Origin of the sequence: Paenibacillus sp. FSL W7-1088, from assembly GCF_037969855.1 — a bacterium.
GTDB lineage: Bacteria > Bacillota > Bacilli > Paenibacillales > Paenibacillaceae > Paenibacillus.
Genome location: NZ_CP150216.1, coordinates 5,169,154 through 5,194,794, shown reverse-complemented (window position 1 = coordinate 5,194,794; position 25,641 = coordinate 5,169,154). Strand labels below are relative to the sequence as shown.

At 50.3% G+C, this 25,641-nt stretch carries 15 protein-coding genes, 1 pseudogene and 1 riboswitch; of the genes and pseudogenes, 15 read left to right on the top strand and 1 reads right to left on the bottom strand.

Going from position 1 to position 25,641, the window contains the following annotated elements; translation table 11 throughout:
* Positions 1 to 149 precede the first annotated feature (149 nt).
* From dnaK to MKY42_RS23400, 10 genes are all read left to right on the top strand, one after another.
* Entirely contained in the window at positions 150 to 1,994 is a 1,845-nt protein-coding gene (dnaK, locus tag MKY42_RS23445) for a molecular chaperone DnaK (RefSeq protein ID WP_179263715.1), read from the top strand.
* A gap of 129 nt (positions 1,995 to 2,123) precedes the next feature.
* Positions 2,124 to 3,245 carry a molecular chaperone DnaJ gene (dnaJ, locus tag MKY42_RS23440; protein ID WP_090901669.1) on the top strand — a complete coding sequence of 374 codons (1,122 nt, stop codon included), beginning with the start codon at positions 2,124 to 2,126 and terminating at the stop codon, positions 3,243 to 3,245.
* A gap of 150 nt (positions 3,246 to 3,395) precedes the next feature.
* The gene (locus tag MKY42_RS23435) at positions 3,396 to 3,764 is read left to right on the top strand and encodes a hypothetical protein (protein ID WP_063567301.1); all 369 of its coding nucleotides are present in this window, start codon (positions 3,396 to 3,398) and stop codon (positions 3,762 to 3,764) included.
* A gap of 271 nt (positions 3,765 to 4,035) precedes the next feature.
* Positions 4,036 to 4,215, top strand: coding sequence for a YfhD family protein (locus MKY42_RS23430; protein WP_024628492.1), 180 nt, complete (start codon positions 4,036 to 4,038; stop codon positions 4,213 to 4,215).
* The gene (locus tag MKY42_RS23425; RefSeq protein ID WP_090901667.1) at positions 4,208 to 4,600 is read left to right on the top strand and encodes a hypothetical protein; all 393 of its coding nucleotides are present in this window, start codon (positions 4,208 to 4,210) and stop codon (positions 4,598 to 4,600) included. Before MKY42_RS23430 ends, MKY42_RS23425 begins: the two co-directional genes overlap by 8 nt.
* 162 nt (positions 4,601 to 4,762) lie before the next feature.
* The gene (prmA, locus tag MKY42_RS23420) at positions 4,763 to 5,728 is read left to right on the top strand and encodes a 50S ribosomal protein L11 methyltransferase (RefSeq protein WP_339845044.1); all 966 of its coding nucleotides are present in this window, start codon (positions 4,763 to 4,765) and stop codon (positions 5,726 to 5,728) included.
* A 3-nt stretch (positions 5,729 to 5,731) separates the two neighbouring features.
* Positions 5,732 to 6,409: a site-2 protease family protein gene (locus tag MKY42_RS23415; protein ID WP_090901661.1), complete on the top strand. Its 678-nt coding sequence runs from the start codon at positions 5,732 to 5,734 to the stop codon at positions 6,407 to 6,409.
* A gap of 138 nt (positions 6,410 to 6,547) precedes the next feature.
* Positions 6,548 to 7,312, top strand: a complete 765-nt coding sequence (locus tag MKY42_RS23410; protein ID WP_063567294.1) for a 16S rRNA (uracil(1498)-N(3))-methyltransferase — start codon at positions 6,548 to 6,550, stop codon at positions 7,310 to 7,312.
* A 2-nt stretch (positions 7,313 to 7,314) separates the two neighbouring features.
* Complete coding sequence (mtaB, locus tag MKY42_RS23405; protein WP_090901658.1) at positions 7,315 to 8,661, top strand: tRNA (N(6)-L-threonylcarbamoyladenosine(37)-C(2))-methylthiotransferase MtaB; 1,347 nt, start codon at positions 7,315 to 7,317, stop codon at positions 8,659 to 8,661.
* Between the two features lie 110 nt (positions 8,662 to 8,771).
* Complete coding sequence (locus MKY42_RS23400) at positions 8,772 to 9,206, top strand: NUDIX domain-containing protein (protein WP_090901655.1); 435 nt, start codon at positions 8,772 to 8,774, stop codon at positions 9,204 to 9,206.
* 59 nt (positions 9,207 to 9,265) lie between these two features.
* Here the strand turns inward: MKY42_RS23400 and MKY42_RS23395 are convergent, their stop codons facing one another.
* Entirely contained in the window at positions 9,266 to 9,598 is a 333-nt protein-coding gene (locus MKY42_RS23395; protein WP_256222181.1) for a Na/Pi symporter, read from the bottom strand.
* Positions 9,572 to 9,655: riboswitch (Fluoride riboswitch) on the top strand. It overlaps the preceding gene by 27 nt.
* 1,232 nt (positions 9,656 to 10,887) lie before the next feature.
* On the opposite strand from MKY42_RS23395, the gene MKY42_RS23390 reads away from it, so the two are divergent.
* The 5 genes and pseudogenes from MKY42_RS23390 to MKY42_RS23370 all read left to right on the top strand — a co-directional run bounded on the left by MKY42_RS23390 (position 10,888) and on the right by MKY42_RS23370 (position 25,218).
* Positions 10,888 to 12,264, top strand: a complete 1,377-nt coding sequence (locus MKY42_RS23390) for a class I SAM-dependent rRNA methyltransferase (RefSeq protein ID WP_090901649.1) — start codon at positions 10,888 to 10,890, stop codon at positions 12,262 to 12,264.
* Positions 12,265 to 12,727: 463 nt separating this feature from the next.
* Positions 12,728 to 16,231: a helicase-exonuclease AddAB subunit AddB gene (gene addB, locus MKY42_RS23385; RefSeq protein ID WP_339845034.1), complete on the top strand. Its 3,504-nt coding sequence runs from the start codon at positions 12,728 to 12,730 to the stop codon at positions 16,229 to 16,231.
* Positions 16,228 to 20,547, top strand: coding sequence for a helicase-exonuclease AddAB subunit AddA (gene addA / locus MKY42_RS23380; RefSeq protein WP_339845031.1), 4,320 nt, complete (start codon positions 16,228 to 16,230; stop codon positions 20,545 to 20,547). The genes addB and addA overlap by 4 nt, the downstream gene beginning before the upstream one ends.
* A 71-nt stretch (positions 20,548 to 20,618) precedes the next feature.
* Positions 20,619 to 21,803, top strand: coding sequence for an exonuclease SbcCD subunit D (locus tag MKY42_RS23375; protein ID WP_339845028.1), 1,185 nt, complete (start codon positions 20,619 to 20,621; stop codon positions 21,801 to 21,803).
* A pseudogene (locus MKY42_RS23370) lies at positions 21,800 to 25,218 on the top strand (SbcC/MukB-like Walker B domain-containing protein). Before MKY42_RS23375 ends, MKY42_RS23370 begins: the two are co-directional and overlap by 4 nt.
* Positions 25,219 to 25,641: the final 423 nt, after the last annotated feature.

Below are 25,641 nucleotides of genomic sequence, written 5' to 3'. Positions count from 1 at the left end.
TACAGAATGAATTGAGTTCACTCTTGATTGTACGATGCCAGCGAAGTTTAATATAAAGGTTAGTACACACATAGAGCACGATTAGGAACAACAAATACAAATAAGGATCAATCTGATCCATTTAAATTGTCGAGGGAGGAAATTTTCCGATGAGCAAAGTAATCGGTATTGACTTAGGAACAACAAACTCATGCGTAGCGGTTATGGAAGGCGGCGAGGCTGTCGTTATTCCAAATCCGGAAGGCGCACGTACAACCCCATCCGTTGTGGGTTTCAAAAAAGATGGAGAACGCGTTGTCGGTGAAACGGCTAAACGTCAAGCGATCACAAATCCGGATCGTACAATCATCTCGATCAAACGTCATATGGGTACATCCCACAAAGAAACAATCGATAACAAAGATTACTCTCCACAAGAGATCTCTGCAATCATCTTGCAAAAACTGAAATCCGATGCTGAAGCGTATCTGGGTCAAACGGTAACTCAAGCGGTTATCACAGTACCAGCTTACTTCAATGACAGCCAGCGCCAAGCAACTAAGGATGCAGGTAAAATCGCAGGTCTGGAAGTTCTGCGTATCGTCAACGAGCCAACAGCAGCAGCTTTGGCCTACGGTATGGAGAAATCCGAAGACCAAACGATTCTCGTATATGACTTGGGTGGCGGTACATTCGACGTATCCATCCTTGAACTGGGTGACGGCTTCTTCGAAGTTAAAGCAACGAGTGGTGATAACCAACTGGGTGGCGATGACTTCGACCAAGTAATCATTGATTATCTTGTAAGTGAGTTCAAAAAAGATCAAGGCATTGACTTGAGCAAAGATAAAGCAGCGGTTCAACGTTTGAAAGATGCAGCGGAAAAAGCGAAAAAAGAACTTTCCGGCGTATTGACTACAACCATTTCTCTGCCGTTTATTACTGTGGCTGATGGCGTTCCTCAACATTTGGAGTTGAACCTGAGCCGTGCGAAATTCGAAGAAATCTCTGCTGGTCTGGTTGAGCGTACGCTTGAACCAACTCGTCGTGCACTGAGCGATGCTGGAATGACAGCTAACGATATCGACAAGATCGTCTTGGTTGGTGGTTCCACACGTATTCCTGCAGTACAGGAAGCCATCAAAAAACTGACAGGTAAAGAGCCTCACAAAGGTGTTAACCCGGATGAAGTTGTAGCTTTGGGTGCTGCTGTACAAGCGGGCGTACTGACAGGTGACGTGAAAGACGTTGTATTGCTTGACGTAACTCCATTGTCCCTGGGTATTGAAACTGCGGGTGGCGTATTCACGAAGATGATCGAGCGCAACACCACGATCCCTACAAGCAAATCCCAAGTATTCTCCACTTATGCAGACAACCAACCGAGCGTTGAGATTCACGTTCTGCAAGGGGAGCGCGAGATGGCAGCGGGTAACAAATCCCTCGGTCGCTTCATGCTGGGAGATATTCCTCCAGCTCCACGTGGCGTGCCACAAATCGAAGTTAGCTTCGATATTGATGCCAACGGTATCGTTAACGTATCTGCAACAGACAAAGGTACAAACAAAACTCAAAAAATCACCATCACTTCTTCCAGCGGTCTGAGCGATGCTGAAGTTGAACAAATGATGAAAGATGCTGAGTTGCATGCGGAAGAAGATAAAAAACGCAAAGAACTCGTTGAAGCGAAAAACAGCGCAGATCAACTGATCTACTCTGTTGACAAAACGATCAAAGATCTTGGCGAAAAAGCAGACGCTGGTGAAGTTGAAAAAGCGAATGCTGCAAAAGAAAAACTGCAAGGCGTTCTGGCTTCCGACAATCTGGAAGACATCAAAGCCGCTACAGAAGAACTGACAGAGATCGTTCAACAACTGTCCGTAAAACTGTATGAGCAAGCACAAGCGCAAGAGCAAGCAGCTCAAGGTGCTGAAGAGCAACAAGGTTCTGCAAAACGTGACAACGTCGTAGACGCTGATTACGAAGTTGTGGATGAAGATAAAAAACAAAACTAATTCACGATTCTTAGTGAATTAAACATCGGTGACGTTCGGATTGAAGGGAAAGTCATAGCCGGGGCTCCCGCGCTTTGGCTTTCCTTTTGTCACGATGTGCGATAAGGTGAATGATATGGGGGTGGAAGAGTGGCTGAAAAACGTGATTATTATGAGGTACTTGGCGTCGGCAAAAATGCCAGCGACGAGGAAATCAAAAAGGCATACCGCAAGCTTGCCCGTCAGTATCACCCTGACGTAAACAAGGCTGCTGACGCGGAAGCCAAGTTTAAGGAAGTTAAAGAAGCTTATGATGTGGTCAGTGATAGCCAGAAGCGGGCACAGTATGATCAATACGGTCATATTGATCCAAATCAGGGCGGATTCGGCGGCGGTGGCGATTTTGGCGGCGGCGGCTTTGGCGACATCTTCGATATGTTCTTTGGCGGTGGTGGTGGACGACGTGATCCAAATGCTCCGCAACGGGGGAACGATCTGCAATACACCATGACGATTGAGTTCAAGGAAGCAGTATTTGGTAAGGAAACCGACATTACCATTCCGCGTACCGAAGGCTGTGATACTTGTCATGGCTCAGGTGCGAAACCCGGAACCAAACCGGAGACCTGTTCCGTCTGCCAAGGTAGCGGTCAACAGGAAGTGGTTCAAAATACACCGTTTGGCCGTATGGTCAACCGTCGTGCTTGTTCGAACTGTAACGGTTCGGGACAAATTATCAAGGAAAAATGTACAACATGCAGCGGCAGCGGTAAAGTACGCAAACAACGCAAAATTCATGTTCGCATTCCAGCGGGTGTAGATGACGGCGCTCAACTGCGTATGACTGGTGAAGGTGAAGGTGGTCTCCGCGGAGGACCAGCAGGAGATCTGTATATTGTCATCCGTGTGAAATCACATGATTTCTTCGAGCGTGAAGGCGATGATATCTATTGCGAAATTCCGCTTACTTTTGCTCAGGCCGCATTGGGAGATGAGATTGAAATTCCAACGCTGTCCGAGAAAGTGAAGCTGAAAGTACCTGCCGGTACACAAACAGGAACGTACTTCCGTCTCAAAGGCAAAGGCGTACCACGCCTGCGCGGTATGGGGCAAGGGGATCAGCATGTGAAAGTCGTTGTCGTTACGCCTAGCAAGCTGAATGACGAGCAGAAAGATCTGCTTCGCCAAATCGCTGCGCTGGATGGAGAACAAACTCATGAGCATGAGCAATCCTTCTTTGACCGGGTGAAACGGGCCTTCCGTGGAGACTGAGTCGTAATCATTTATTTAAAAAGGACACCACAGCGGTTTTTCCGCAGGGTGTCCTTTTTTGCATAATATGGGCACGGTTGCGGAAAGATACCAGACATGAGCATTCAGTGGTTTACTGATGTGCCGAAACTAGGGAAGCAGGTGAATCGGATGACCGAAAAAAATATTTTGGCGTATTTCCATAGCCCGGAGCAAGCGGAAGGAGCAGCCAAAAAACTGGAGGCATTGCGAGTGGAAGACCTGTCTATCAATCGATTCAGTCGTTATGCGGGTGTCGGGCCAAGTGGAGCATCCTATACACCAGGCGTATCAGGCAGTTTTTCTTCCTGGGTACCAGGTGCTCTAGGCACAAATGCCAGCGCGGGCATCATGGCCGCAGCAGATCCTTCTGCGAGCGGTATGAGCGATGGCGGACAAGAGGGTCCGACAGGCAGAGATGTATTACTGACCGTTGTTGTTGACGAGGCAGTGCATCATCGCGCTCTATCCATTATCGAACAAGCCGGCGGTATGATCTAGTTTCACCAAATCTATATAAGATGGACAGAGAATTACACTTTAACGGAGAGTGTAGAACCAATCTGAAGAAGCGAAGCGTTCGCCTGAAAGCTTTCGTAAGAAAGCTACTTCGGAAGCATACGCTATCACCGGATTTCTCCCTTTAAGAAAGGGAGATGAAGAAATCTGGGGATAATTGCGATCGGAGGATGGTACTACAATCGGAGTGGTATAGTGTAACAATTATTAGTTCATTTTATATAGATACCTATTTTGAAGGAGGAGCATAACGATGGCAGAACATGAACGTCCAGGCAAGATTTTGACGAAAACGGAAAAGATGAAGCGAATGCAGTCCGCCAAAAATGAGGACGTGGAATTCAGTGCCGAAGCTGCAGATCATGAAGATATAGAGGCTTTGCGCCGAAGCGAAGCCGCCGATCGTCGTCAGGGTCGGGAGATTCATGACTGATGATCGCTCTGCAGTAATTATCGAAGCGGTATTTACGAGTTGGTCCGAGGCTGAATCTGCACGCAGAGCGCTGGAATTGCTGCACCCAAACCAATTGAGTATTGAGAGTTTGAATAACTCATCGTCTTCAGTGGAATCGGGAGCACCTGAGGGCACGGATAACTCGGCCACGGCTCTGATTGGGGGATTCAGTGGTGAGCTGAATGTCCTTTCTCTCATTAGCGATGAGACCGAGGTGTTGTCGGGTGGACAAGTCTATGACGATCCGGATGCTGGCTCTGAAGGCAAGCCCAAGCAAGAAATCTTGCTGACCGTATCCGTATCCAGTGACTCTCTCCCGCAAGCTGCAGAGATGATTACGCAGAACGGTGGACGCTTTTGCTAACAAGTTAATCGAGTGTAGTCATAATGAAAACAGGGTATTCGAGCAGTCAGGCTGCGGGTATCCTGTTTTTGCTGTTTCTTTTACTGCCGCGGTTTTGTACTCCTGCTCGCTTGTGTAGTACAATGGTTGGGATGTTTGAAAAATGAGGAGGAAAAACGAAGTATGTTATGGCATGAACTAACAATACATACCACAGAAGAAGCTGTGGAGATGATTTCGAATTTTTTACATGAAGCGGGTGCTGGAGGGGTCTCGATTGAAGAGTCCGGTACTTTAAATAAAAAACGGGATACGACGTATGGGGAGTTATACGAGTTTCCTTTGAATGATATTCCTGAAGGCTTTGCAGTCATTAAAGGATACTTCTCTGAAGGTACGGACATGGATGCATTGCAAGCTGAAGTAAGTCCACGCATCGAGCAACTTTCCGAATTCGATATCCAAACGGGTGAGGTTCGTTTTGAGACGCGAACAGTGGACGAAAATGACTGGGCGAACGCCTGGAAACAATATTTCAAGCCGGTACGTGTCTCGGAACGTCTAACCATTAAACCGACATGGGAAGAGTATACGCCGGAAAGCCCGAATGAGAAAATTATTGAGCTCGATCCAGGCATGGCGTTTGGTACGGGAACACATCCAACCACCTCGCTTTGTCTGCGTACACTGGAATCAGTCATTCAGGGTGGCGAGGAAGTGATTGACGTAGGTACAGGTTCTGGCATCTTGGCCATAGGAGCTGTCCTTCTCGGTGCAAAACATGTGCTGGCGCTGGACCTCGATCCGGTTGCGGTGGCAAGTGCTAAAGAAAATGTGGAATTGAACGGGCTGGGACAACAAATTACGGTGAAAGAGAGTGATCTGTTGTCTGTTCTGGGCAGTCAGGACCCTGCGCTGGGTGTGAAGCTCCCGGTGAAAGTTATCGTTGCCAACATTTTGGCCGAAATTATTATGCTGTTTGTGGATGATGTCTATCATGCGCTTGAGTCTGGCGGCATTTATATTACTTCAGGCATTTGGAAAAATAAAGAGCAGCTTGTCCATGATGCGCTCGTTGCTTCCGGCTTCGAAATCAGTTCGGTGCATCGCGATGAGGACTGGATCGCGTTTGTGGCGAGAAAGAGGTAACCGATGGACTTAAACTCGTTCTTTCGTTATCCGCTGGATCAGCTGCCGTTCTTCCTGCTGACCATCCTGATTGCTTTTACGGTCCATGAATTTTCTCATGCGTATTTTGCCAACAAATTCGGTGATCCGACGGCCAAGCTGCTGGGCCGGGTTACTCTCAATCCAGTCGTACACTTTGACTTGTTTGGGGTGCTATTGCTCGTTATTGCTGGATTCGGTTGGGCACGACCTGTTCCAGTGAATCGGGCGAACTTTGACAAACCAAGATTGATGGGTGTTATCGTCTCTGCAGCAGGGCCACTAAGCAATCTGCTGCTCGCGATCATCGGTACGATCATCTATGCGTCCCTGGTTGGTTCGGGGGCATTGGGTGGCATTGAGAATGAACGGTTGCTTACGGCAATCTCCATGTTTTTCTCCATATTTAACTTGACGAACTTTTTCCTTTTTCTCTTTAATCTTATTCCGTTGCCTCCATTGGACGGATATCGAATTCTGGAGGATATTCTGCCGCCTTCAATCAGCCGCAAACTGCAAGGGGTGGAGCAATGGTCCATATTTATTTTCCTGTTGATCCTTGTTATTCCACCATTGCAAAATGCGACGATTCAACCTCTATATCAATTTGCCCAGAATATGTATGTGGATCTGGCAAGGATAATCATCGGTTTATATCGTTAGAAACGTATGGTGTATGGGACTGAAATACTGGTCAGATAGACATAAAAGTTGTATGATCATCTGTGGCGATTGGATTCATGCCTGCCATCAGGCGGGGTGAATTCCAGTCATAACAGGACAGAATGGGTGGATAGACGAATGCAGCGTTATTTTGTATCTGCAGAACAGTTTAATGAACATTCCGTGGTCATCACGGGTGATGATGCGCGCCATATCGGCAAAGTGATGCGTGGTAAACCTGGAGATAAACTGATTGTCAGTGACGGAAACTCCAAAGAAGCTTTGGTGGAGATTGAAAGCATCGAAGCCCAGCAAGTAACAGCGAATATTGTGGAGCCCCTCGAAATGGACCATGAAGCGCGTATACGTGTAACCGTGGCTCAAAGCTTGCCAAAAGGCGATAAGATGGAGACGGTCATCCAAAGATGTACAGAGATCGGAGCGGTTTCATTTGTTCCTTTCCTGTCTGAGCGTACGATTGTGCAATATGATGCCAAGAAAGAAGGCAAACGGTTGGAGCGGTGGCGTAAAATCGCCAAGGAAGCTGCTGAGCAAAGCCATCGGAACCGCATTCCATCCGTTGAGCAGCCACTTTCCTGGAAAGGGCTGCTATCTTCTTTTGAGGGCTACAGTCTGGTATGTTATTGTTATGAAAAGGAAAACGGCAAGCAGTTAAGAGACGCATTGAAGCCGTTTGTGGAGCAGCTTGCACCTGGTGCGAGCGCTGAAGTGTTGATCGTTGTTGGACCTGAGGGCGGATTCTCGGAGAGGGAAACGATTGAAGCCGATCAGGCGGGTGCTGTATCCGTTGGACTGGGCAAACGCATCTTGCGGGCCGAGACAGCCGGAATGGCGGCGCTAACTTGTGTCTTATATGAATCCGGAGAAATGGGGGGAATGTAATTATGCCATCCGTGGCGTTTTACACCTTAGGCTGCAAAGTTAATTTTTATGATACAGAGGCGATTTGGCAATTGTTCAAAAATGAAGGATACGATCAGGTAGACTTTGACGAACAGACAGCGGATGTATACTTGATTAATACTTGTACAGTAACCAATACCGGCGACAAAAAGAGCCGCCAGATTATCCGTCGTGCCATTCGGCGCAACCCGGATGCGATTGTAGCCGTTACAGGCTGTTATGCGCAAACTTCACCGGCAGAAATTCTGGACATCCCTGGTGTGGATCTGGTTATCGGTACACAGGACCGGGACAAAATTTTGCCATATGTCAATGAAATTCAGGAATCACGTCAACCCGTCAATGCTGTGCGTAACATCATGAAAACGCGGGTGTTTGAAGAGATGGACGTACCGGATTTTGCCGATCGTACCCGTGCATTTCTGAAAATCCAAGATGGCTGCAACAACTTCTGTACGTTCTGCATTATTCCGTGGTCGCGTGGACTTTCCCGCAGCCGGGAAGCAAACAGCATCATCCAACAGGCTCATCAACTCGTACACGCCGGGTACAAGGAAATTGTCCTGACAGGCATACATACCGGTGGGTACGGAGATGACATGGAGAATTATGATCTGACGGATCTGCTATGGGACTTGGATAAAGTAGAGGGCCTGGAACGTATTCGAATCAGTTCGATTGAAGCCAGTCAGATTGATGATCGGATGCTGGATGTGATTAAACGTTCAGACAAACTTGTGCGCCACTTCCACATTCCGCTGCAAGCAGGCGATGATACCGTATTGAAACGTATGCGCCGTAAATATACGACCGAAGAGTTTTACAATAAAATGCTTCGCATTCGGGAAGCAATGCCGGATGTAGCAATTACAACCGACGTTATTGTAGGGTTCCCGGGTGAGACGGATGAGATGTTCCGTAATGGCTATGAACTGATGAAGAAAATCGGATTTTCCGAAATGCACGTTTTCCCCTATTCCAAACGAACTGGAACACCGGCAGCACGTATGGAGGATCAGGTGGATGAGGAAGTCAAAAATGCGCGCGTGCATGAACTGATTGAGCTATCCGAGCAAATGCAGCTGGCATACGCCAAGCAATTTGTGGGCCAAGTACTGGATGTCATTCCTGAAGGTGAAGCCAAGGGCCGTGAAGGCAGTGGTAAACTGCACGGTTACAGTGACAACTACATTCAGTTGGTCTTTGATGGTTCCCTGGATATGGTCGGCAAGGTATGCCGTGTCAAAGTGACCGAAGCGGGTGTGAATGAAAGCCAGGCTACGTTGGTTCGTGTGTTGGAGGAAAATCTCAAGTCCGCAGCGATGTAATCGAGGCGTTAGGAACAAGGATTTCATTTCCTTGGGGAGCGTACCCGTGGAGATGAGGTCCTTCTTTTTCCAAAAAAGATGAAGTCAATTCCGTAATGGGGGAGAGCAGCATGAATAAAAAAGAAATTTCGGCAGGCGGAGTCGTCTACCGCACGGGAGAAGACGGAAAGCTCCAAATTCAACTGATTGTAGATCGCTACGGCAAAACGACTCTCGCCAAGGGCAAAATGGAAGCTGGAGAAACGGTAGAACAAACCGCACTGCGTGAGATTCTGGAAGAGACAGGCATGGTCGGCCGAATTGTAGAACCCGTCGATATCATTGCTTATACGTATCAGCATGCTGAGTTTGGTCCGGTGGACAAGGAAGTTCATTATTATCTCGTTGAAGCGGAAAGCGGCGATCTGCAGCCTCAGATTGAAGAAATCAAAGGTGTAGATTGGTACGCTCCGGAAGAAGCTTGGTCCAGACAGCAGCATAGCGGATACGATAATAACGATGACATTTTACGAGTGGCACTGAACAAATTAGGCATTAACGTATAGCTGTTTTCTATTGAGTGACGTATCGCTACTTTTTGTCGAGAGTGAGAGAGTTTCGAACATCAGGCCATGGGTGACTTCGCCACTGGGGTGGAGACCGGTGGTTTTTTGTGCCAAATCGGCAAGTAACAGAACGGCAAGGCAAGCAGTGAACTGGTGACGTTAAAAAGGGTCTGGGCGTGCGCAATCTGCGCCCCGTTATCCGCTGACAGCCAGGCCGAAGCTGCATGCAGCTGGCCGATCAGCGGCATAAATAGCAGCGCTCCCGCAATGTTTAGTACGACATGGGAGGCTGCGACAAATTTGCCTGCGGATGCTCCGCCAGCGGCAGCAATCACGGCGGTGATACAGGTCCCTACGTTCGACCCGATCACAATGGCGATGCCGATCTCCACAGGCAGTACGCCTGTGGCTGCAAGCGTAATCGCCATGCTGATGACGGCTGCGCTGCTATGAATGAGCGCCGTCAGGCAGGCACCTGCCAGAAAGCCCCACCACAAGCTGTCGGCTGAGCGATCCAGAAACCACTGGAATACGCCCAACCTTCGCAGGGGTACGGCAATGGATTGCATCACTTGAATGCCTGTCATAACGAGGGCAAATCCGGCTGAAGCGAGAAAGATGTATTGCATGGTAGACAGCGTCCGGCGTGTGCGTTCAGGAGCGAGCTGATTTCGTTCACCAAGCACAACTAAGAAGGCCCAGCCTGTAAGTGACAAGGCAAGCAGAGGCAGGGAAACCCGTCCGATCTGCAGTCCGACCAGCTCGGTGGTCAGGCACGTCCCGATGTTGGTGCCGAGAATAATGCCAAGTGTGCGTCCGTAGCTAATTAATCTGGCGTTCGCGAGTCCAATGGTGAGCACGGTGACGGCGGTACTGCTTTGCAGCAGGGCTGTAGCGCCCGCACTGAAAGCCATGCCTTTCCAGGGAGCAGAGGTAGCACGGCCCAGCCATCCAGCCAACATGGGCCCGGCCATCCGCTGTAAGGCTGTTTCCATCAGCTTCATCCCGCCAAAAAAGATAAGAAGCCCGTATAGTAAGGGCAGCACAACATCTCTGAACATGAGTTAACATCATTCCTTCCGTGCATATCCTTATTCTCATCCTATGAGTAAATAAGGACAACCATGACAGGCTAACGGAATTCTGAAGTTAACAGCGTTTGAAAGACCGATAAGTTATCTTAATGGTCACCCCAATTACCGCGCCCCTATTCAAAAGATACGGAGACTCTGCAAACGCAGCGAAGGGGATGGAGTTGGAACTGTAGAAGCGAAGCATTCGCCCTTATCCTCGGATTTTTCCTATAGTGAAATGGAATCAAAAAAATCTGAGGGTAACAGCGATCGGAAGGTTGTTCTGTCATCGCAGTGGCAAGTGTGGTTTGAGATTCATCTGTACAACGACGTAACAGTGATCGAAAGTCCGATCCATCCCCGAAGCGGACACCCAAATTACCGCGCCCCTATTCAAAAGATACGGAGACTCTGCAAGCGTAGCGAAGGGGATGGAATTGGAACTGTAGCAGCGAAGCGTTCGCCTTTGTCTCCAAATTTTAACCTTCTGAATAATAAATCAATAAAATTTGGAGACAACAGCGATCGAAAGTCCAATCCATCATCAAAGCGGTCTCCTTTGCACCAAACCTATCATTTCAACTAACTATGAAAGAAGTGGATCTATCTTGCCATCAGTTACACTGGAACGCAGCCGCAAAAAGCGGCTTGAACATGCACATCCATGGATATATAACAATGAAATCGCCTCTGTTGAAGGAAATCCCGAGCCGGGAGATCTGGTCAACGTAATGAATCACCAAGGTCGCTATCTCGCGACAGGGTACTATAATCCTGCATCTCAAATCACAGTGCGAGTCGTGGCCTATCAACCCTTGGAGTTTGAACAGATGGACACCGCGTTTTTTGCAGCGCGTTTCCGCGATTGCTTACGCCACCGGGAGCGTTTTATCCAGGATGGGGAGGCATACCGTCTTGTTTATGGGGAAGCTGATTTTCTGCCTGGACTGATCGTTGACCGTTTTGGCAGCATCCTTGTTGTTCAATTGCTCACATTGGGGATGGACCGTTGCCGCGAAGCGATTGTACAAGCTCTAATTGAAGTGATGCAGCCGGAAGGCATCTATGAACGCAGTGATGTGTCCATTCGTGAACTCGAAGGCTTGGAGCAGACGAAAGGACCATTGTATGGGGATTGCCCGCGTCATGTCACGGTAACGGAGAACGGATTGCTCATTAAGGTGGATATCGTGGAAGGCCAGAAGACAGGGTACTTCTTCGACCAGCGCGAGAATCGTGCAGCCATCGAACCGCTTATGAAGGGTTGGGGTTACAAGAGCGGTATTACGCTCCAACAGACTGAGCAGGATGGTACGCAGCAGCTGCTTCCTGTGAATAAAAGCGGCAAGGTTGTGACGTTCCCTTATTGGGATGGGGCCACTGTGCTGGAATGTTTCTCCCATACCGGCAGCTTCACATTGAACGCCTGCAAATATGGAGCCAAAAAAGTAACCTGCCTGGATATCTCAGAGCATGCGATTGAAAGTGCACGTACCAACGTAGAACTGAACGGGTTTACAGACCGGGTTGAATTTGTCGTTGCGGATGCATTCCAATACTTGCGTGAGCAGGTGAAAGGCCTCGATGAGCGTAACGTACGTGCACGTGCTGGCGAACAGAAAGTGGATACGTCCAAAGCGCTAGCAGCCGGTGGCAAAACATTTGATGTGGTCATCCTCGACCCACCAGCCTTTGCCAAAACGAAATCAGCAGTCAAAGGCGCATGCCGTGGATATAAGGACATCAATCTGCAAGGAATGAAACTGGTGAATGAGGGCGGGTATTTGGTAACGGCAAGCTGTTCATACCACATGCGTCCGGATCTCTTCCTGGAAACCATTGCGGATGCAGCCGAGGATGCAGGCAAAGTGCTTCGTCTAATCGACTGGAAAGCAGCTGGTAAGGATCACCCACAAATTTTGGGGGTAGACGAAGGTCATTACCTGAAATTTGCCATCTTCGAAGTACGCAGCAAAAAGAATTAATCGAGCGATATCAGTATTGGATCGTTCATCTATTTTGGCAAAGAGGGGCTGTCTCAAAAGGAATTCCACTTCGCTCCATGCGCTAACGAACCTATCACATCTTAACAGGTGGATTATCAACGGTTGCCAGATTTAACGAACCTCAGTCACGCTATTCCGTCATCAAACGGTGTCAAAACATAAAAAATGGATCGAATCGCCGAAATAACGTCTCTGTGATTCGTTAGATCTTAGATCTGGGCTAATGGGAGCGCATAGCGTGTCTCAGGTTCATTAGTACAAAATAACGCTAACAAGGGATGTCCTCTGTCATATTCATGACTTATGGGATATCCCCTTTTTGCTATGCTCATGCAAAAGCTCTCTGGAATTGCCGGATAGTGGCAAACGTATGTTCCGAACCAAGTCAGATATGTTATACTGGGAATTAAAATCTTGTTCGTGATGGTTTGGAGGATTAAACATGTCCGTACGCTTTGTTATTGGCCGGGCAGGCAGCGGCAAGAGTGCGCTGATTACCCGGGAAATCACATCCCTGCTTCAAAAGGAACCACAAGGTAAACCACTGATTCTGCTAGTCCCGGAACAGAGTTCGTTTCGAACCGAACAGTCGCTGGTTTCTTCTGGTGCTATTAAAGGTACCATGCGTGCTGAAGTGCTTGGTTTTCGCCGATTGGCCTATCGGGTCATGCAGGAGGCAGGTGGTTCTGCCCGTATTCCCATTGGAGCTGAAGGCAAAAAAATGCTGCTCTACAAAGTGCTCCAGCGTCGTAAGGAAGAATTGAAGCTGTTTGGAGCATCGGGCAGTCAGCTGGGATTTATAGGAGATTTAAATGATTTATACAGTGAGTTTAAACGTTATGAACTTGACCCTACTTCACTGGAAGAAGGACTTTCCGCAATGAATACTTCCTCTTCTGCACCGATTCTGGGAGACAAGCTGCATGACTTGCTTCTTATATACCGTGACTATGAAAAGGAATTAACCGAACTATATATCGATGATGAAGACACGTTGACTGAACTGACAGAGCGATTGCCGGAGAGTAGGTTGCTGCAAGATGCAGAGATCTGGATCGATGGATTTCAGGGATTTACCCCGCAGGAAATGAGTGTCATTGGAAGACTGATGCTGCAAGCTTCTTCCGTTACAATTGCATTGACGTTGGATCATGCATACGACCACGGCGCACTTCCAGGAGAATTGGAACTGTTCCATCCCACAGCAAGTGCATACGCACGTCTCAAAGGCATGGCCGAGGATCTGGGTGTCCTTAATGAGACAACGGTGCTTCAACCGGAAGTTTTGCCGAGATATGAGGGCAGTCCTGGACTGGCCCATTTGGAGGCTGGCTTTGATCGCAGAGTTCGCTGGAAGAGTGAGGGGCGTGATGCAGGTGTCCGACTTTACGCTGCTGAGAACCGCCGGGCTGAGATGGAAGGAGCACTTCGTGAGATGCGTCGTCTGGCGCAAGATGAAGGTGCGCGTTATCGAGATATGGCAGTGCTTGTTCGTCAGTTGGATACATATGCCGACATTGCTGAGCCCCTATTCAGGGACTATGGCGTGCCTGTCTTTCTGGATCGGAGAAGAAATGAACTACATCATCCATTATCGGAATTTATTCGTTCAGCACTCGATATCGTTCGCCGTCGCTGGCGTTATGAGGATGTATTTCGCTGTGTAAAAACGGATCTGCTGCTTCCACGAGACGGTTCCATCACGCGTGAAGATATGGACCAGCTTGAAAATTATATATTGGCTTGTGGAATTCACGGATACCGCTGGACAGATGGCAAGCCATGGAAGTATGTACCCAGCCTGTCTCTGGAAGACAACGACCAGGATGTTCGCAGCCGGGGCCGGGAGCAGATGCTGTCCTTAATGGAAAAATGCCGAACGGTGATTGTTGACCCGTTGGGTGCTTTTGAGAAACGAATAAGCAAGGCAAAGACAGCTAAAGACCAATGTGCGGCGCTATATAGACTACTGGAAGATGCCGAGATTCCTTGGAAGCTGGATCAGATGTCTGCAGAAGCCAAGGCCCAGGGTGATCCGGAGCGGTCGAGAGAGCATCGTCAAATGTGGGGTGCCGTCCTAGATCTATTAGATCAGATGGTTGATATGATGGGAGCCGAACGGTTGGATATCGATCTGTTTGCAGGGCTGATGGAGACCGGATTGACCGAACTGAAACTGGGACTCGTTCCTCCAGCGCTTGATCAGGTGTTGGTTGGATCGATGGATCGTACACGTCTTCAGGATATCAAGTACGTATTTATTCTGGGTGCAGTAGATGGTGAACTGCCTGCCGTGCCTCAGGATGATGGTGTATTAACCGAGCAGGAACGGCTGCTGTTAACGGAGAGAGGTTTGGGGCTTGGTCCCGGAGCAACAAGACAAATGCTGGACGAACGCTTTCTGATCTATTCAGCCCTGACCGCGGCGAGCAAGCAGTTATGGATGAGTCATCCCGTTGCAGATGATGAAGGGAAAACATTACTGCCCTCGGAAATTGTACGACATGTACGGAAAATGTTCGGTTTGCATGAGCAGCCATTGCTTGCCCAACCGCCGGTTACGGATGCTGAAGAGGTACACTGGTCTTATGTTAACCATCCTGGTCAGAGCCTCTCTTATCTCATTGGACAATTGCGAAGATGGCGCCGTGGAGAAGATATCCCTGAAATGTGGTGGGCGATCTATAACTGGCATGTCTCTCGGGAGACAAGCAGACCTCAGCTGGAGCAATTGCTTGGATCTGTTTTTTATCGCAATCGGGCGTTACCTCTGCGTACCGCTACGAGCCGTAGATTATATGGTACAGAGGTAAGGACGAGTGTCTCCCGAATGGAGCGGTTTGTGGCGTGTCCTTTCTCCCATTTTGCATCCCATGGGCTGCGGCTGAAAGAGCGCCAGCTGTACCGCTTGCAAGCTCCTGATATTGGACAATTGTTCCATGCTGCCTTGAGTCAGCTTGCCATACGTTTGCGTGAGCAGAATCGCAGTTGGGGCAGTCTGTCTCCGGATGAATGTCGGAAGGAAGCGGAGCACACCGTGGAGCAGATTGCACCACAGCTGCAGGGAGAGATTTTGCTTAGCACGAAACGATATGGTTACATCTTCCGGAAGCTGAAGGATATCGTTAGCCGGGCTTCGGTTATTCTGGGTGAACAGTCCAGACGGGGAAGCTTTGAACCGATTGGGCTGGAGCTTGATTTTGGACCAGGCAAACCGCTGCCACCGCTTCGTTTTGAATTGGAAAATGGCTGTGTGATGGAGATTGTCGGGCGTATCGACCGCGTGGATGTGGCTGAAGGAGAGAACGGCTTACTGCTGCGGGTCATTGATTACAAATCGAGCCAGACCGATCTAAAACTGCATGAAGTGTATTATGGCCTGTCATTACAGATGCTCACGTATCTGGAGGTACTGCTCAGTGCTGCCGAGGAGTGGCTTGGAGAATCGGCGATGCCTGGAGGAACACTCTATTTCCATGTGCATAACCCGTTGCTTCAATCCGCGAATGGCATGACTTCTGAGCAGGCAGGTCAAGAACTGCTGAAACGGTTCAAAATGAAAGGCTTGCTGCTTGCGGACCGGGATGCGATCGCTCAAATGGACAATACCCTGGACAAAGGTTACTCAGCCATTATTCCGGTTGCGCTTAAGGCAGATGGCAGCTTTTATAGCAGTGCCGCTGTAGCTACCCCAGAGCAATGGGATACCTTGCTGGCTTCAGTTCGCAGCAATATACGTGAGATTGGCACACGGATTACCGATGGGGATGTGGCGATTGAACCTTACCGTATCCAGCAGGAGGTTGCATGCACCTTCTGTCCGTACAAGCCAGTCTGTCAATTTGATGAAAACATCGAAGGCAATGAATATAATCTGTTATCCAAACCGGGCAAACAGCAAATCTGGGACATGCTGTCTCATGACAAAGGAGGGGAAACATCATGACGAATATGCCAAAACCGGAGGGAAGCTTCTGGAGTGATGACCAATGGAGTGCCATCTCACAGAGTGGGGAAGACATCCTGGTTGCTGCTGCAGCGGGTTCCGGGAAGACAGCCGTATTGGTTGAACGAATTATTCGTAAGATTGCAGACCCTTCCCGCGGATTCAGCGTAGATCGTTTGCTGGTTGCGACATTTACGAAAGCTGCTGCGGCCGAGATGAAGCAGCGGATACGGGAAGCGCTGGAACGTGCACTTGAAGAGCAGCCTGCCGAAGAACATTTGCGCAAACAACTTTCACTACTTGGGCGGGCATCCATTACGACTCTGCATTCATTCTGTATGGAGGTCATTCGTCGTTATTATCAGCAAATTCCGCTAAACCCGGCTTTCCGGATTCTGAATGAAAATGAAGCCGAGATTATGCGGCAGGAATTGTTGGAGCAGTTGTTTGAAGAAAAGTATGGGGAAGAAGACGAAGGCAGTACATTCCGCGAATTGGTGGATTGGTTCAGTGGGGAACGAAACGATGATGCCATGCATCGACTTGTGCAGCGTTTGTATGATTTCTCACGCAGTCATTCCTGGCCGGATCATTGGCTTGCGGAGATGGCCTCTGCTTTTCAGGTGGAAAGTGTCGAGGCACTTGGGCATTCTGCATGGGTTCAGAGTATTTTGCGTGATGCTGCTCTTGCCCTGAGTGGTGCTGCTGGTCTGCTGCGTCAAGGGATCAGCATATCGATGCAGCCGGAAGGTCCGAAACCTTATGCAGATACATTAAAAGAAGATTTGGCAATGGTCGAAGAGCTTCTGTCAGCTGTTGAGGTCATGCCGTGGGAGAGATTGCCTGAAGTGTTTCAGCCAGCAGCTTTTGGCAAGCTGAAGCCTTGCAAAAAGGACCAGACAGACCCGGGGTTACAAGAACAGGTCAAGGAACTGCGTGAGGCTGCGAAAAAAGCCGTTACCGATTTGAAAGGCTCGTTGTTTGGAAGAAGTGCGTTTTCTTTCTGGCAGGAGCTGGAGCAGGCGGCACCACTAATGCAGGAACTGTCCAAGCTGGTCAGTGCATTTGGAGAGCGATATCGACAGGCCAAGCAGGAACGCGGTCAGGTCGATTTCAGTGACCTGGAGCATTACTGTCTTCATATTTTGCGTCATGAGGATTCAACCCCCGAGCTGTCCATGCCTTCGGATGCAGCAATGGAATATCGGGCACGTTTCGATGAAGTGCTGCTGGATGAATATCAGGATACCAATACGGTGCAGGAAGATATCGTCAGACTGATTTCCAGAGAAAATCCAGGAAACCGATTCATGGTTGGTGATGTAAAACAGAGTATTTACCGTTTTCGTCTGGCTGAACCCGGTCTGTTTCTGAACAAGTATCGTCAATACGCAGCGAATTCGGATATGGAAGTGGACGTAGAGAGAGATTCATTGCATGCAGGAAGGCGTATTGATCTTGCACGTAACTTCCGCAGCCGTGCAGAAGTCGTCCATTCGGTCAATATGTTATTCAAGCAGCTCATGAATGAAGGGGTAGCCGAGATTGCCTATGATGAACGAGCGCAGCTCGCTTATGGAGCTACTTTCCCGGAAGAGACGCTTGGAGATGAGGCTTACACACCTGAACTCATGCTGATCGATCGTCAAGGCGGAGGACCTGATCTCACGGAAAGCACGGACGAGAATGGGGATGCGCTGCCTTCTGCTGAGCTGGAAAGTGCCGAGCTCGAAACCGCCCAGCTGGAGGCTCGGGCCATGGCTCGACGTATTCGTGAAATGGTTGGAGATACGGATAAACCAGCCCTTAACGTTTATGATAAAGCTCTCAAATCCATGCGACCTGCGCGTTACGGAGACATAGTTATTTTGCTTCGTTCTGCCCTGATGTGGGCTCCACTCATGATTGAGGAATTCAGACAGCAGGGTATTCCTGCCGGAGGGGAGCAAAGCAAAGGGTATTTCCAGGCGACGGAAGTGGAAGTGATGTTGTCCTTGCTGCAGATTGTGGATAATCCAAGGCAGGATATCCCGCTTGCTTCCGTGCTTCGTTCGCCGATTGTCGGACTAGATGAAGAGGAACTGGCTCAGATTCGCCTTGGGGACAAGCGACAGTCTTTCTATGATGCTGTTGTTTCAGCTACAGGAGCATTCACTAGTTCGTTGAATGTTTTCGGGCAGCATGGTGAGAAAGTTTCAAATTCGAATTCATCTGCAATCCAGCTGCAATGGCCCGAAGTCTGGTCAGAAATGGAACAGGGGCAGCGGGAGTCGGCAGTAACCGCCGAAGCAGACGTTATCGAACTTATACATGAATCCTCTGTACATGCAGATACAGATGAGCTTCTGGATGCTGGTATAGATGCAAGTATGGGTGGACGTATAAGCAACGATGCGGATAGGGACAACGGTACCAGCACAGAGCTGCAACAAAAGCTAATTCGCTTTTTGCGTCAGTTGGAACAGTGGCGGCTTGAAGCCAGACAAGGGAGCCTGAGTGAACTCATATGGCGAATGTACCGGGAAACGGGTTATCTGGACTGGGTTGGCGGCCTACCGGGAGGCATACAGCGTCAAAGTAATTTGAAGGCTCTGTATGATCGCGCTCGGCAATATGAGGAGGCAACGGCTAATCGTGGGTTGTTCCGCTTCCTGACCTATGTATCCAGACTACGTGAGAACGGGGGAGATCTTGGCACCGTATCAAGTGGTTCTGGTGAGCAGGACAATGCGGTACGCATCATGACGATTCACCGGAGTAAGGGCTTGGAATTCCCTATTGTTTTTGTCGGGGGCATATCCAAAATGTTCAATCAGCAGGATCTGAATTCGCCGTTTCTGATGCATAAGGAGCTGGGGTTTGGCCCGAGGTTTGTTGATCGTGAGAATCGGGTTGCCTATCCAACCTTGGCGAATCTGGCGATTCGTCGTCGTGCCCAGTTTGAGCTGCTTGCCGAAGAGATGCGGGTGCTCTATGTGGCTTTGACCCGCCCAAAAGAGAAAATGATTTTGGTCGGTACTGTGAAAGATGTTGTTAAAAAGGCAGTGGCTTGGTCTCAGATTAAAGACAGTCCGGAACGGGTATTGCCTGACTATCTGCTTGCAGCAGGACGTAGTTATCTGGACTGGATCGGTCCATCCTTGATGAGACATCCAGACGCAGCTTTGCTGCGTGAACTTGCGGGAGGCGCTGATTCATATGCTGCCTGTCTTGTGAATGATGAATCACGCTGGAGTATTTCTGTCATTTCTGCTGATCAAGTATCCCGGGAAATAGTTGTGGATCAGACGCTTGGTGAAGAAGACGGCATGACAGAAGTGCGGAAACATCGAATTGCTGCCCTAAAAGCAGTTGAGCCTGTTGAGCTGTTTCCTTCCTCCACTGAAGAAGAGATGATGGAGGATACACAAGATGCAACACCACGAGACATCAGTGAGGAAGATGTATTTACAATAGGTGAGCAAGAGGATATGCAGCTGCTTCGTGAAGTAGATAAGCGGCTTTCATGGACGTATCCTCATCAAGCAGCAACGCAAGTAGCTGCCAGCACATCGGTTACCGAACTGAAGACATTGCTAGCCATGCAAGACCATCAGTCGTTACAGATGATGGAGGAAGTTGAAGAACAATCTGAGGCTTCTGTGGATTCTGAGGGGTATGAAGTGAAGGATGGAAGCTCGTCCTTTAAATTGCATCTGCGTCGTCCCAAATTCATGGAGGAGAAACAATTGACTGGAGCCGAGCGAGGAACGGTGTATCATACGTTGATGCAGCATCTTCCTGTAGATGGTTCACCCGTTGATTCGCAAATCGTTGAGCAGACACTTTTGCGGTTAGTTGAGCTCCAGATTTTGCTCCCTCATCAGGCAGAGGTTATTGAGTCTGATCAACTGGCCGGATTTTTCAATACAGAGCCTGGGACAGAACTGTTGCGTGCGGAGTGGGTGAAACGGGAGATCCCGTTTATTTATGGACTCCCGGCACATCATTCTCCTGCGGAATGGCTCCGTAATCTGTTACCAGATGCTGGCATGCAAACGTTGGAGGAAGACGGTAAGATGCAGGCATCACTTGAAAATGAGACCGTGCTGGTACAGGGGATTATTGACTGCCTGTATGAGGTGGATGGCGAGCTTGTTTTGCTCGATTACAAGACTGATCGGGTGTTGGAGCATCGGGGTGGACTGGACAAACTGACGGAAAACTATCGTTTTCAGCTGGAGCTGTATGCCCGGGCTATTGAGGATATTCTGGGTCGGAAAGTCGACCGGAAGTGGTTGTACTTTTTTGATGGTGGACATGCTGTGAAACTATAAAGTGAAATTTTAAAACGGTCGGATGGAATTTGTATCATCGGATTTTGCATGAGAGAGGGGTTGAACGGACGATGCGTATTTTGCACACAGGGGACTGGCATCTGGGCAAAACGCTGGAGGGACGGAGCCGGCTGCGAGAGCAGGAGGATTTTGTGGATGAGCTTGTCAGGCTCGCGGATGAGCAGCAGGCAGATGCCATATTGATGGCTGGAGACGTGTATGATTCTGTAAATCCGCCTGCATCGGCGGAACAGCTTTTTTACGAGGCTGCGGCGCGTCTGACGGAACAAGGGAGACCTCTTGTGGTGATTGCGGGAAACCATGATCAGCCGGAGCGAGTGGCTTCGGTGACCCCGCTTGTGAACAGACAGGGAATTACACTTGTAGGTATGCCTACTTCAGAAGCAGTTACGATCCATGCCAAGCGAACTGGAGAGACTGCGCAGATTGCTGCATTGCCATATCCCTCGGAAGCGCGACTGAATGAACTGCTGACAACGGATGGGGACGAGAATGTGCTTCGTCAGGCTTACAGTCGCCGGGTCGGCATGTTAATGCAGCGTTTGGCTGCTTCTTTTCGTCCGGATACGGTAAATTTGGCGATGAGTCATATTTATGTTCTGGGCGGAGTGGAGAGTGATTCGGAACGTCCCATTCAGGTAGGAGGGGCCTATACGGTTGACCCTTCTGCATTGTCAACAGGTGCGCAATATACAGCACTGGGGCATCTCCATCGTGCGCAGGCAGTTAAAGGGGACGGTGTGATTCGGTATAGTGGTTCTCCACTGGCTTACAGTTTTTCTGAAGCGGGGCAGAGCAAGTCCGTCACCATGGTTGATCTGGCACCAGGGGGTACCGCAAGCGTGGAAGAAGTGCTGTTGACCTCCGGACGTCCACTTGTGCGTTGGAAGGCGCGTGGCGGTCTGGCTGAGGTTTATCGATGGCTGGATGAAGGGCGTGATCCTCAGGCTTTTATTGATATGGAAGTATGGCTGGATGACGCCATGTCTCTGAAAGAAATCCAGCAGCTCCGTAAGTCGCATGACGGGATCATCCATATCCGTCCGGTGTATCCCGAGATGGCAGCCGCAGGGCTTTTGGAGCAACGATCCGAGCTTCCGGTACATGAGCTTTTCCGCAAATTTTATCAGCGTCAGACAGGTGGGGCATTACCTGAAGACAGTCTGGTTCAGCTGTTCCTGGAACTCGTCGATGAGGACGAGCCAGGTGTGCGTGAGGAGGTCGAGGGAAATTGAAGCCGATTTTATTGAAAGTTGCTGGCCTGCAAAGTTATCGGGAGACACAGGAGATTGATTTTACCGTATTGACGGAAACGGGACTATTCGGCATTTTTGGTCCTACAGGCAGTGGGAAGTCTTCTTTGCTTGACGCGATTACGCTGGCGATGTACGGAAAAGTGGAACGTGCGGTTAACGGTACCCAGGGAATCATGAATCACGCGGAGGATTCGTTGTCCGTTGCTTTTACATTTGAACTTGTATCGGCAGAAGGGACAAGAAGATTTCGGGTGGAACGACGCTTCAAACGAAACAATGAGGTATCGGTAAGCAACACCATCAGCAAATTCATTGAGACCGTCAACGGAGAGGAACAGGTGCTGGCTGATAAACTGGCAGACGTGAACCGATGCGTTGAAGATGTAATCGGATTGAAAATGGATGATTTTACGCGAGCCGTTGTGCTTCCACAAGGTAAATTCGCTGAGTTTCTGTCACTGAAAGGCAGTGAACGACGGCAGATGCTGCAACGTTTATTTCATCTGGAGAAGTATGGAGATCAGCTTGCCATCAAGCTCAGTCGGCGGGTGAAGGACAATGATATGGTTCATCAGTCATTGGCTGCCGAGCAGCAGGGGCTTGGGAATGCGAGCAAAGAGACGTTGGCGGAAACGGAGCTTCTTCTTCAAGCTGCTGTGAAACAGTCTGAATTGTCACGCAAAACGCTTGATGAAGCGATGAAGGAAGCCGAGCAGCTCCGTAAAGTCCGTGAGTTAAGCCAGGAGCGCCGGGCTCGTATGGAGGAACACGAAAAGCTGAAAGCACGTGCACCACAGATCGAAGCTGGGGAACAATGGCTGAAACTGGCCGGGGCGGCAGACGCGATCCTCCCTTCATTGCAGACGATGCGTGACGCAGCAGCACAACAGAAGTTGCGTGAGGCTGCAGCCGGCATTGCTCACCAGCAAGCGGTGGAACATGAACGGCTGTCTGTACTGGAAGCCGAGAAAGCCGAGAAGGCCCGTGTACAGATGGCTGAGGAAGAACCGAAGCTGCTGCTTCGATTGGAACAGCTGGAACAGGCCAAGGAGTTACAGCGGGAACGTGACGGGCTCCGTGAGGATCGTACACGTCTTAAACAGCTTCTGGACAAAGGACAGGCTGAGCAGAGTGTCATTGGACAACAGCTTGAGAAGGAAAAAGAACTACAGCAGCGTGGCCGCAAACGGCGGGAAGAATTACAGGAAAGCCTGAAGCCGAATGAAGTGAAGTCAGAAGAACGCAGACAGCTGCAGGCTGCACTGGAATTGAAGCATCGATTGGATACTGCGGCGGAGCAATTGCGCCAAAACAAGGCTGAGATGGAAGCTAATAAGCAGTCGGCTGAACAGGGGGCAGACAGGCTGAAGCTGGCTGCCCAGGAAGAGAGCCGTCTGAATGAACAGCGTCAGCATCTGATCGGAAAGGCGGCAACGGGTCTGGAGACCTTGCTTGCCTGTGAGCAGGACATTGGCCGCGAACAGAGCCTGCTGGCCAGGGCGGAGGAGCAGCTGCGCGGAACCATGCGTGAGCAGGAGCTGCATCGGCTCTCCTCCGCCTTGCGCGCCGAGCTGCGCGACGGCGAGCCATGCCCGGTGTGCGGCTCCGCACACCACCCGCTCCCGGCGGCGCCGCCGGGAGAAGGTCCGCCCGCAGGCGATGCGGACTGGAACTGCTGCGCAGCCTGCATGCGGAGCTGCAGGAGCTGCGCTTTGGGCTGCGCCAGCAGCTGCACGAACGTCGCAGCCTGCTGACGCAGCTTGGCGCTGCGGCCGGCGAAGCCCCGGCCGCAGCCGAGGCCGCGCCTGCGGCTGCGGAGCCGGAGTCCGCCGGTTCGCCCGTACACGGGCGCTCCCCGGCGGACTGGGCGGAGCGTGCCGCCGCACTGCGCGAAGCCGCGCGGGCGCTGGCCGCAGCCGCAGCGCCGCTGCAAGCGGAAGCCGCCGCGTTGCAGCAGGCGGCTTCAGGCGCGCAGCAGCGCCGCATGGAAGCGGCGGCTGCGCAGGAGGCCGGCCAAGCCGGACTCGCCCAGGCAGAGCGCCGGTTGGCCGAGAGCGAGGCCGCCGCAGCCGCATTGCACGGCCGCTGGGCCGCGGAACTGCCAGGCATCGCCCAAGAGCAGGCCATGGCCCTCCACCAGGCGATGCAGGAGCGCGACGCGCGCGCAGAAGACATCAAGGAACGGCTGAACAAAAGTGTGACGTTCCTTGAGGAAAAGGAACAGCTCGTACAGTCCCTCCAGCAGAAGCTGGTTGAGTTGGACAAACAGCTGATCCAGTGGCAAACGGAATGGCAAGGGAACAGCAAACAGCTCGCCGAGAAGGAAGAACGTTTGCGCCAATGGGTTGGCGAGCAGCGGGTCGAGGATTTGATTGCTGCGGCTCAGACTCGATTGGATGAGCTGCGGAAAATTGCTGCCGATTCAGCCCAGCGTTTCAAGGAAGCGGATGCGTTGAAACAGGAATCGGCCAAGAGGGATGTCATGGCTCATCAAGCAGCAGCCTCGGCAGCAGAGCATTTGCAGCAGGCACAGGAACGCTGGAAGCAATTGCTGGATCAATCGCCATTTGACTCCGAGAGTGCCGTTGTGGAAGCAGCCCTTCCTTCCCAGGAAGCAGAGCGGCTGGCGGCGGAAATTCAGCAGCATCGGGAGCGTGATCGTGAACTTGTTTCCCAATTGCGTGAGCTGGAACAAAAACTGGGCGGTGCTGTTGTATCCGAGGAACAATGGTTGGCATGCACTGAGCGACTGAAGCAGTCTCGTGCAGAGGATGAAGCGGCACTTAGAGCCAAGGCGCGTGCAGAACGGGATCTGGAAGATGTGCAGCAGCGACATGTTCGCTGGACGGAGTTGGAGAACAAACGGGTGGAAGTCAGCCGACAAGGTGAGATGCTTAGCAAACTTCAAGCAGCTTTCAGAGGTAATGCGTTTGTCGAGTATATTGCAGAAGAACAGCTGATGCAGGTTAGTCAGGCTGCTTCACAGCGTCTGCGCTTCCTGACCAAACAACGTTATTCACTTGAGGTGGATTCAGGCGGCGGCTTTGTCATCTGTGATGATGCAAACGGTGGAGTCAAACGTCCGGTGTCCACCTTGTCTGGTGGAGAGACGTTCCTGACCTCGTTGTCACTGGCCCTGGCTCTGTCTGCCCAGATTCAGCTGCGCGGCCAGTACCCGCTGCAATTTTTCTTCCTGGATGAAGGCTTTGGTACACTTGACCCTGAATTGCTGGATACCGTCATTACATCGTTAGAAAAACTGCATGATGACCGTCTTGCCGTCGGTATTATCAGCCACGTTCCGGAGCTGCGAGCACGCTTGCCACGCAAACTTGTAGTTATTCCAGCGGGCGAAGCCGGAGCTGGCTCTCGCGTAGTATTGGAAACATTATAGGAACTTGAACACAGAACACATACGATTGAATGACCCTCGGTTGGGATGCCCTCAGGAACCGGCCGTACAAGGTTGTTCCTGAGGGGGGATCTCTGATTGATTGAGTGTTGTTGGTTTGAATCTCATTATATATATTCGTTGTAACAGTTGAGTGAGATAGCTCACAGATACAGGTTCATCCTGTTGTTATACTACAGTTAAGCCGACAAACTTTATGTTAAGCACCCCGGCGGACGTCTGATCAGGAATAATCCTGGTTAGACGTCCGCGACAGCAGACTTCCGCATGGAAACTGCAACGGGGTGCTTCTTTTTTCTTTTTTAATAGGCACTTATGTTGGAACTCTTGTCATTCACAGTGTCATTTCGCCCAGATCTGAATACCATGAAAGGGTGATGAAGAGCAGAACAGATTCTGGAGGCG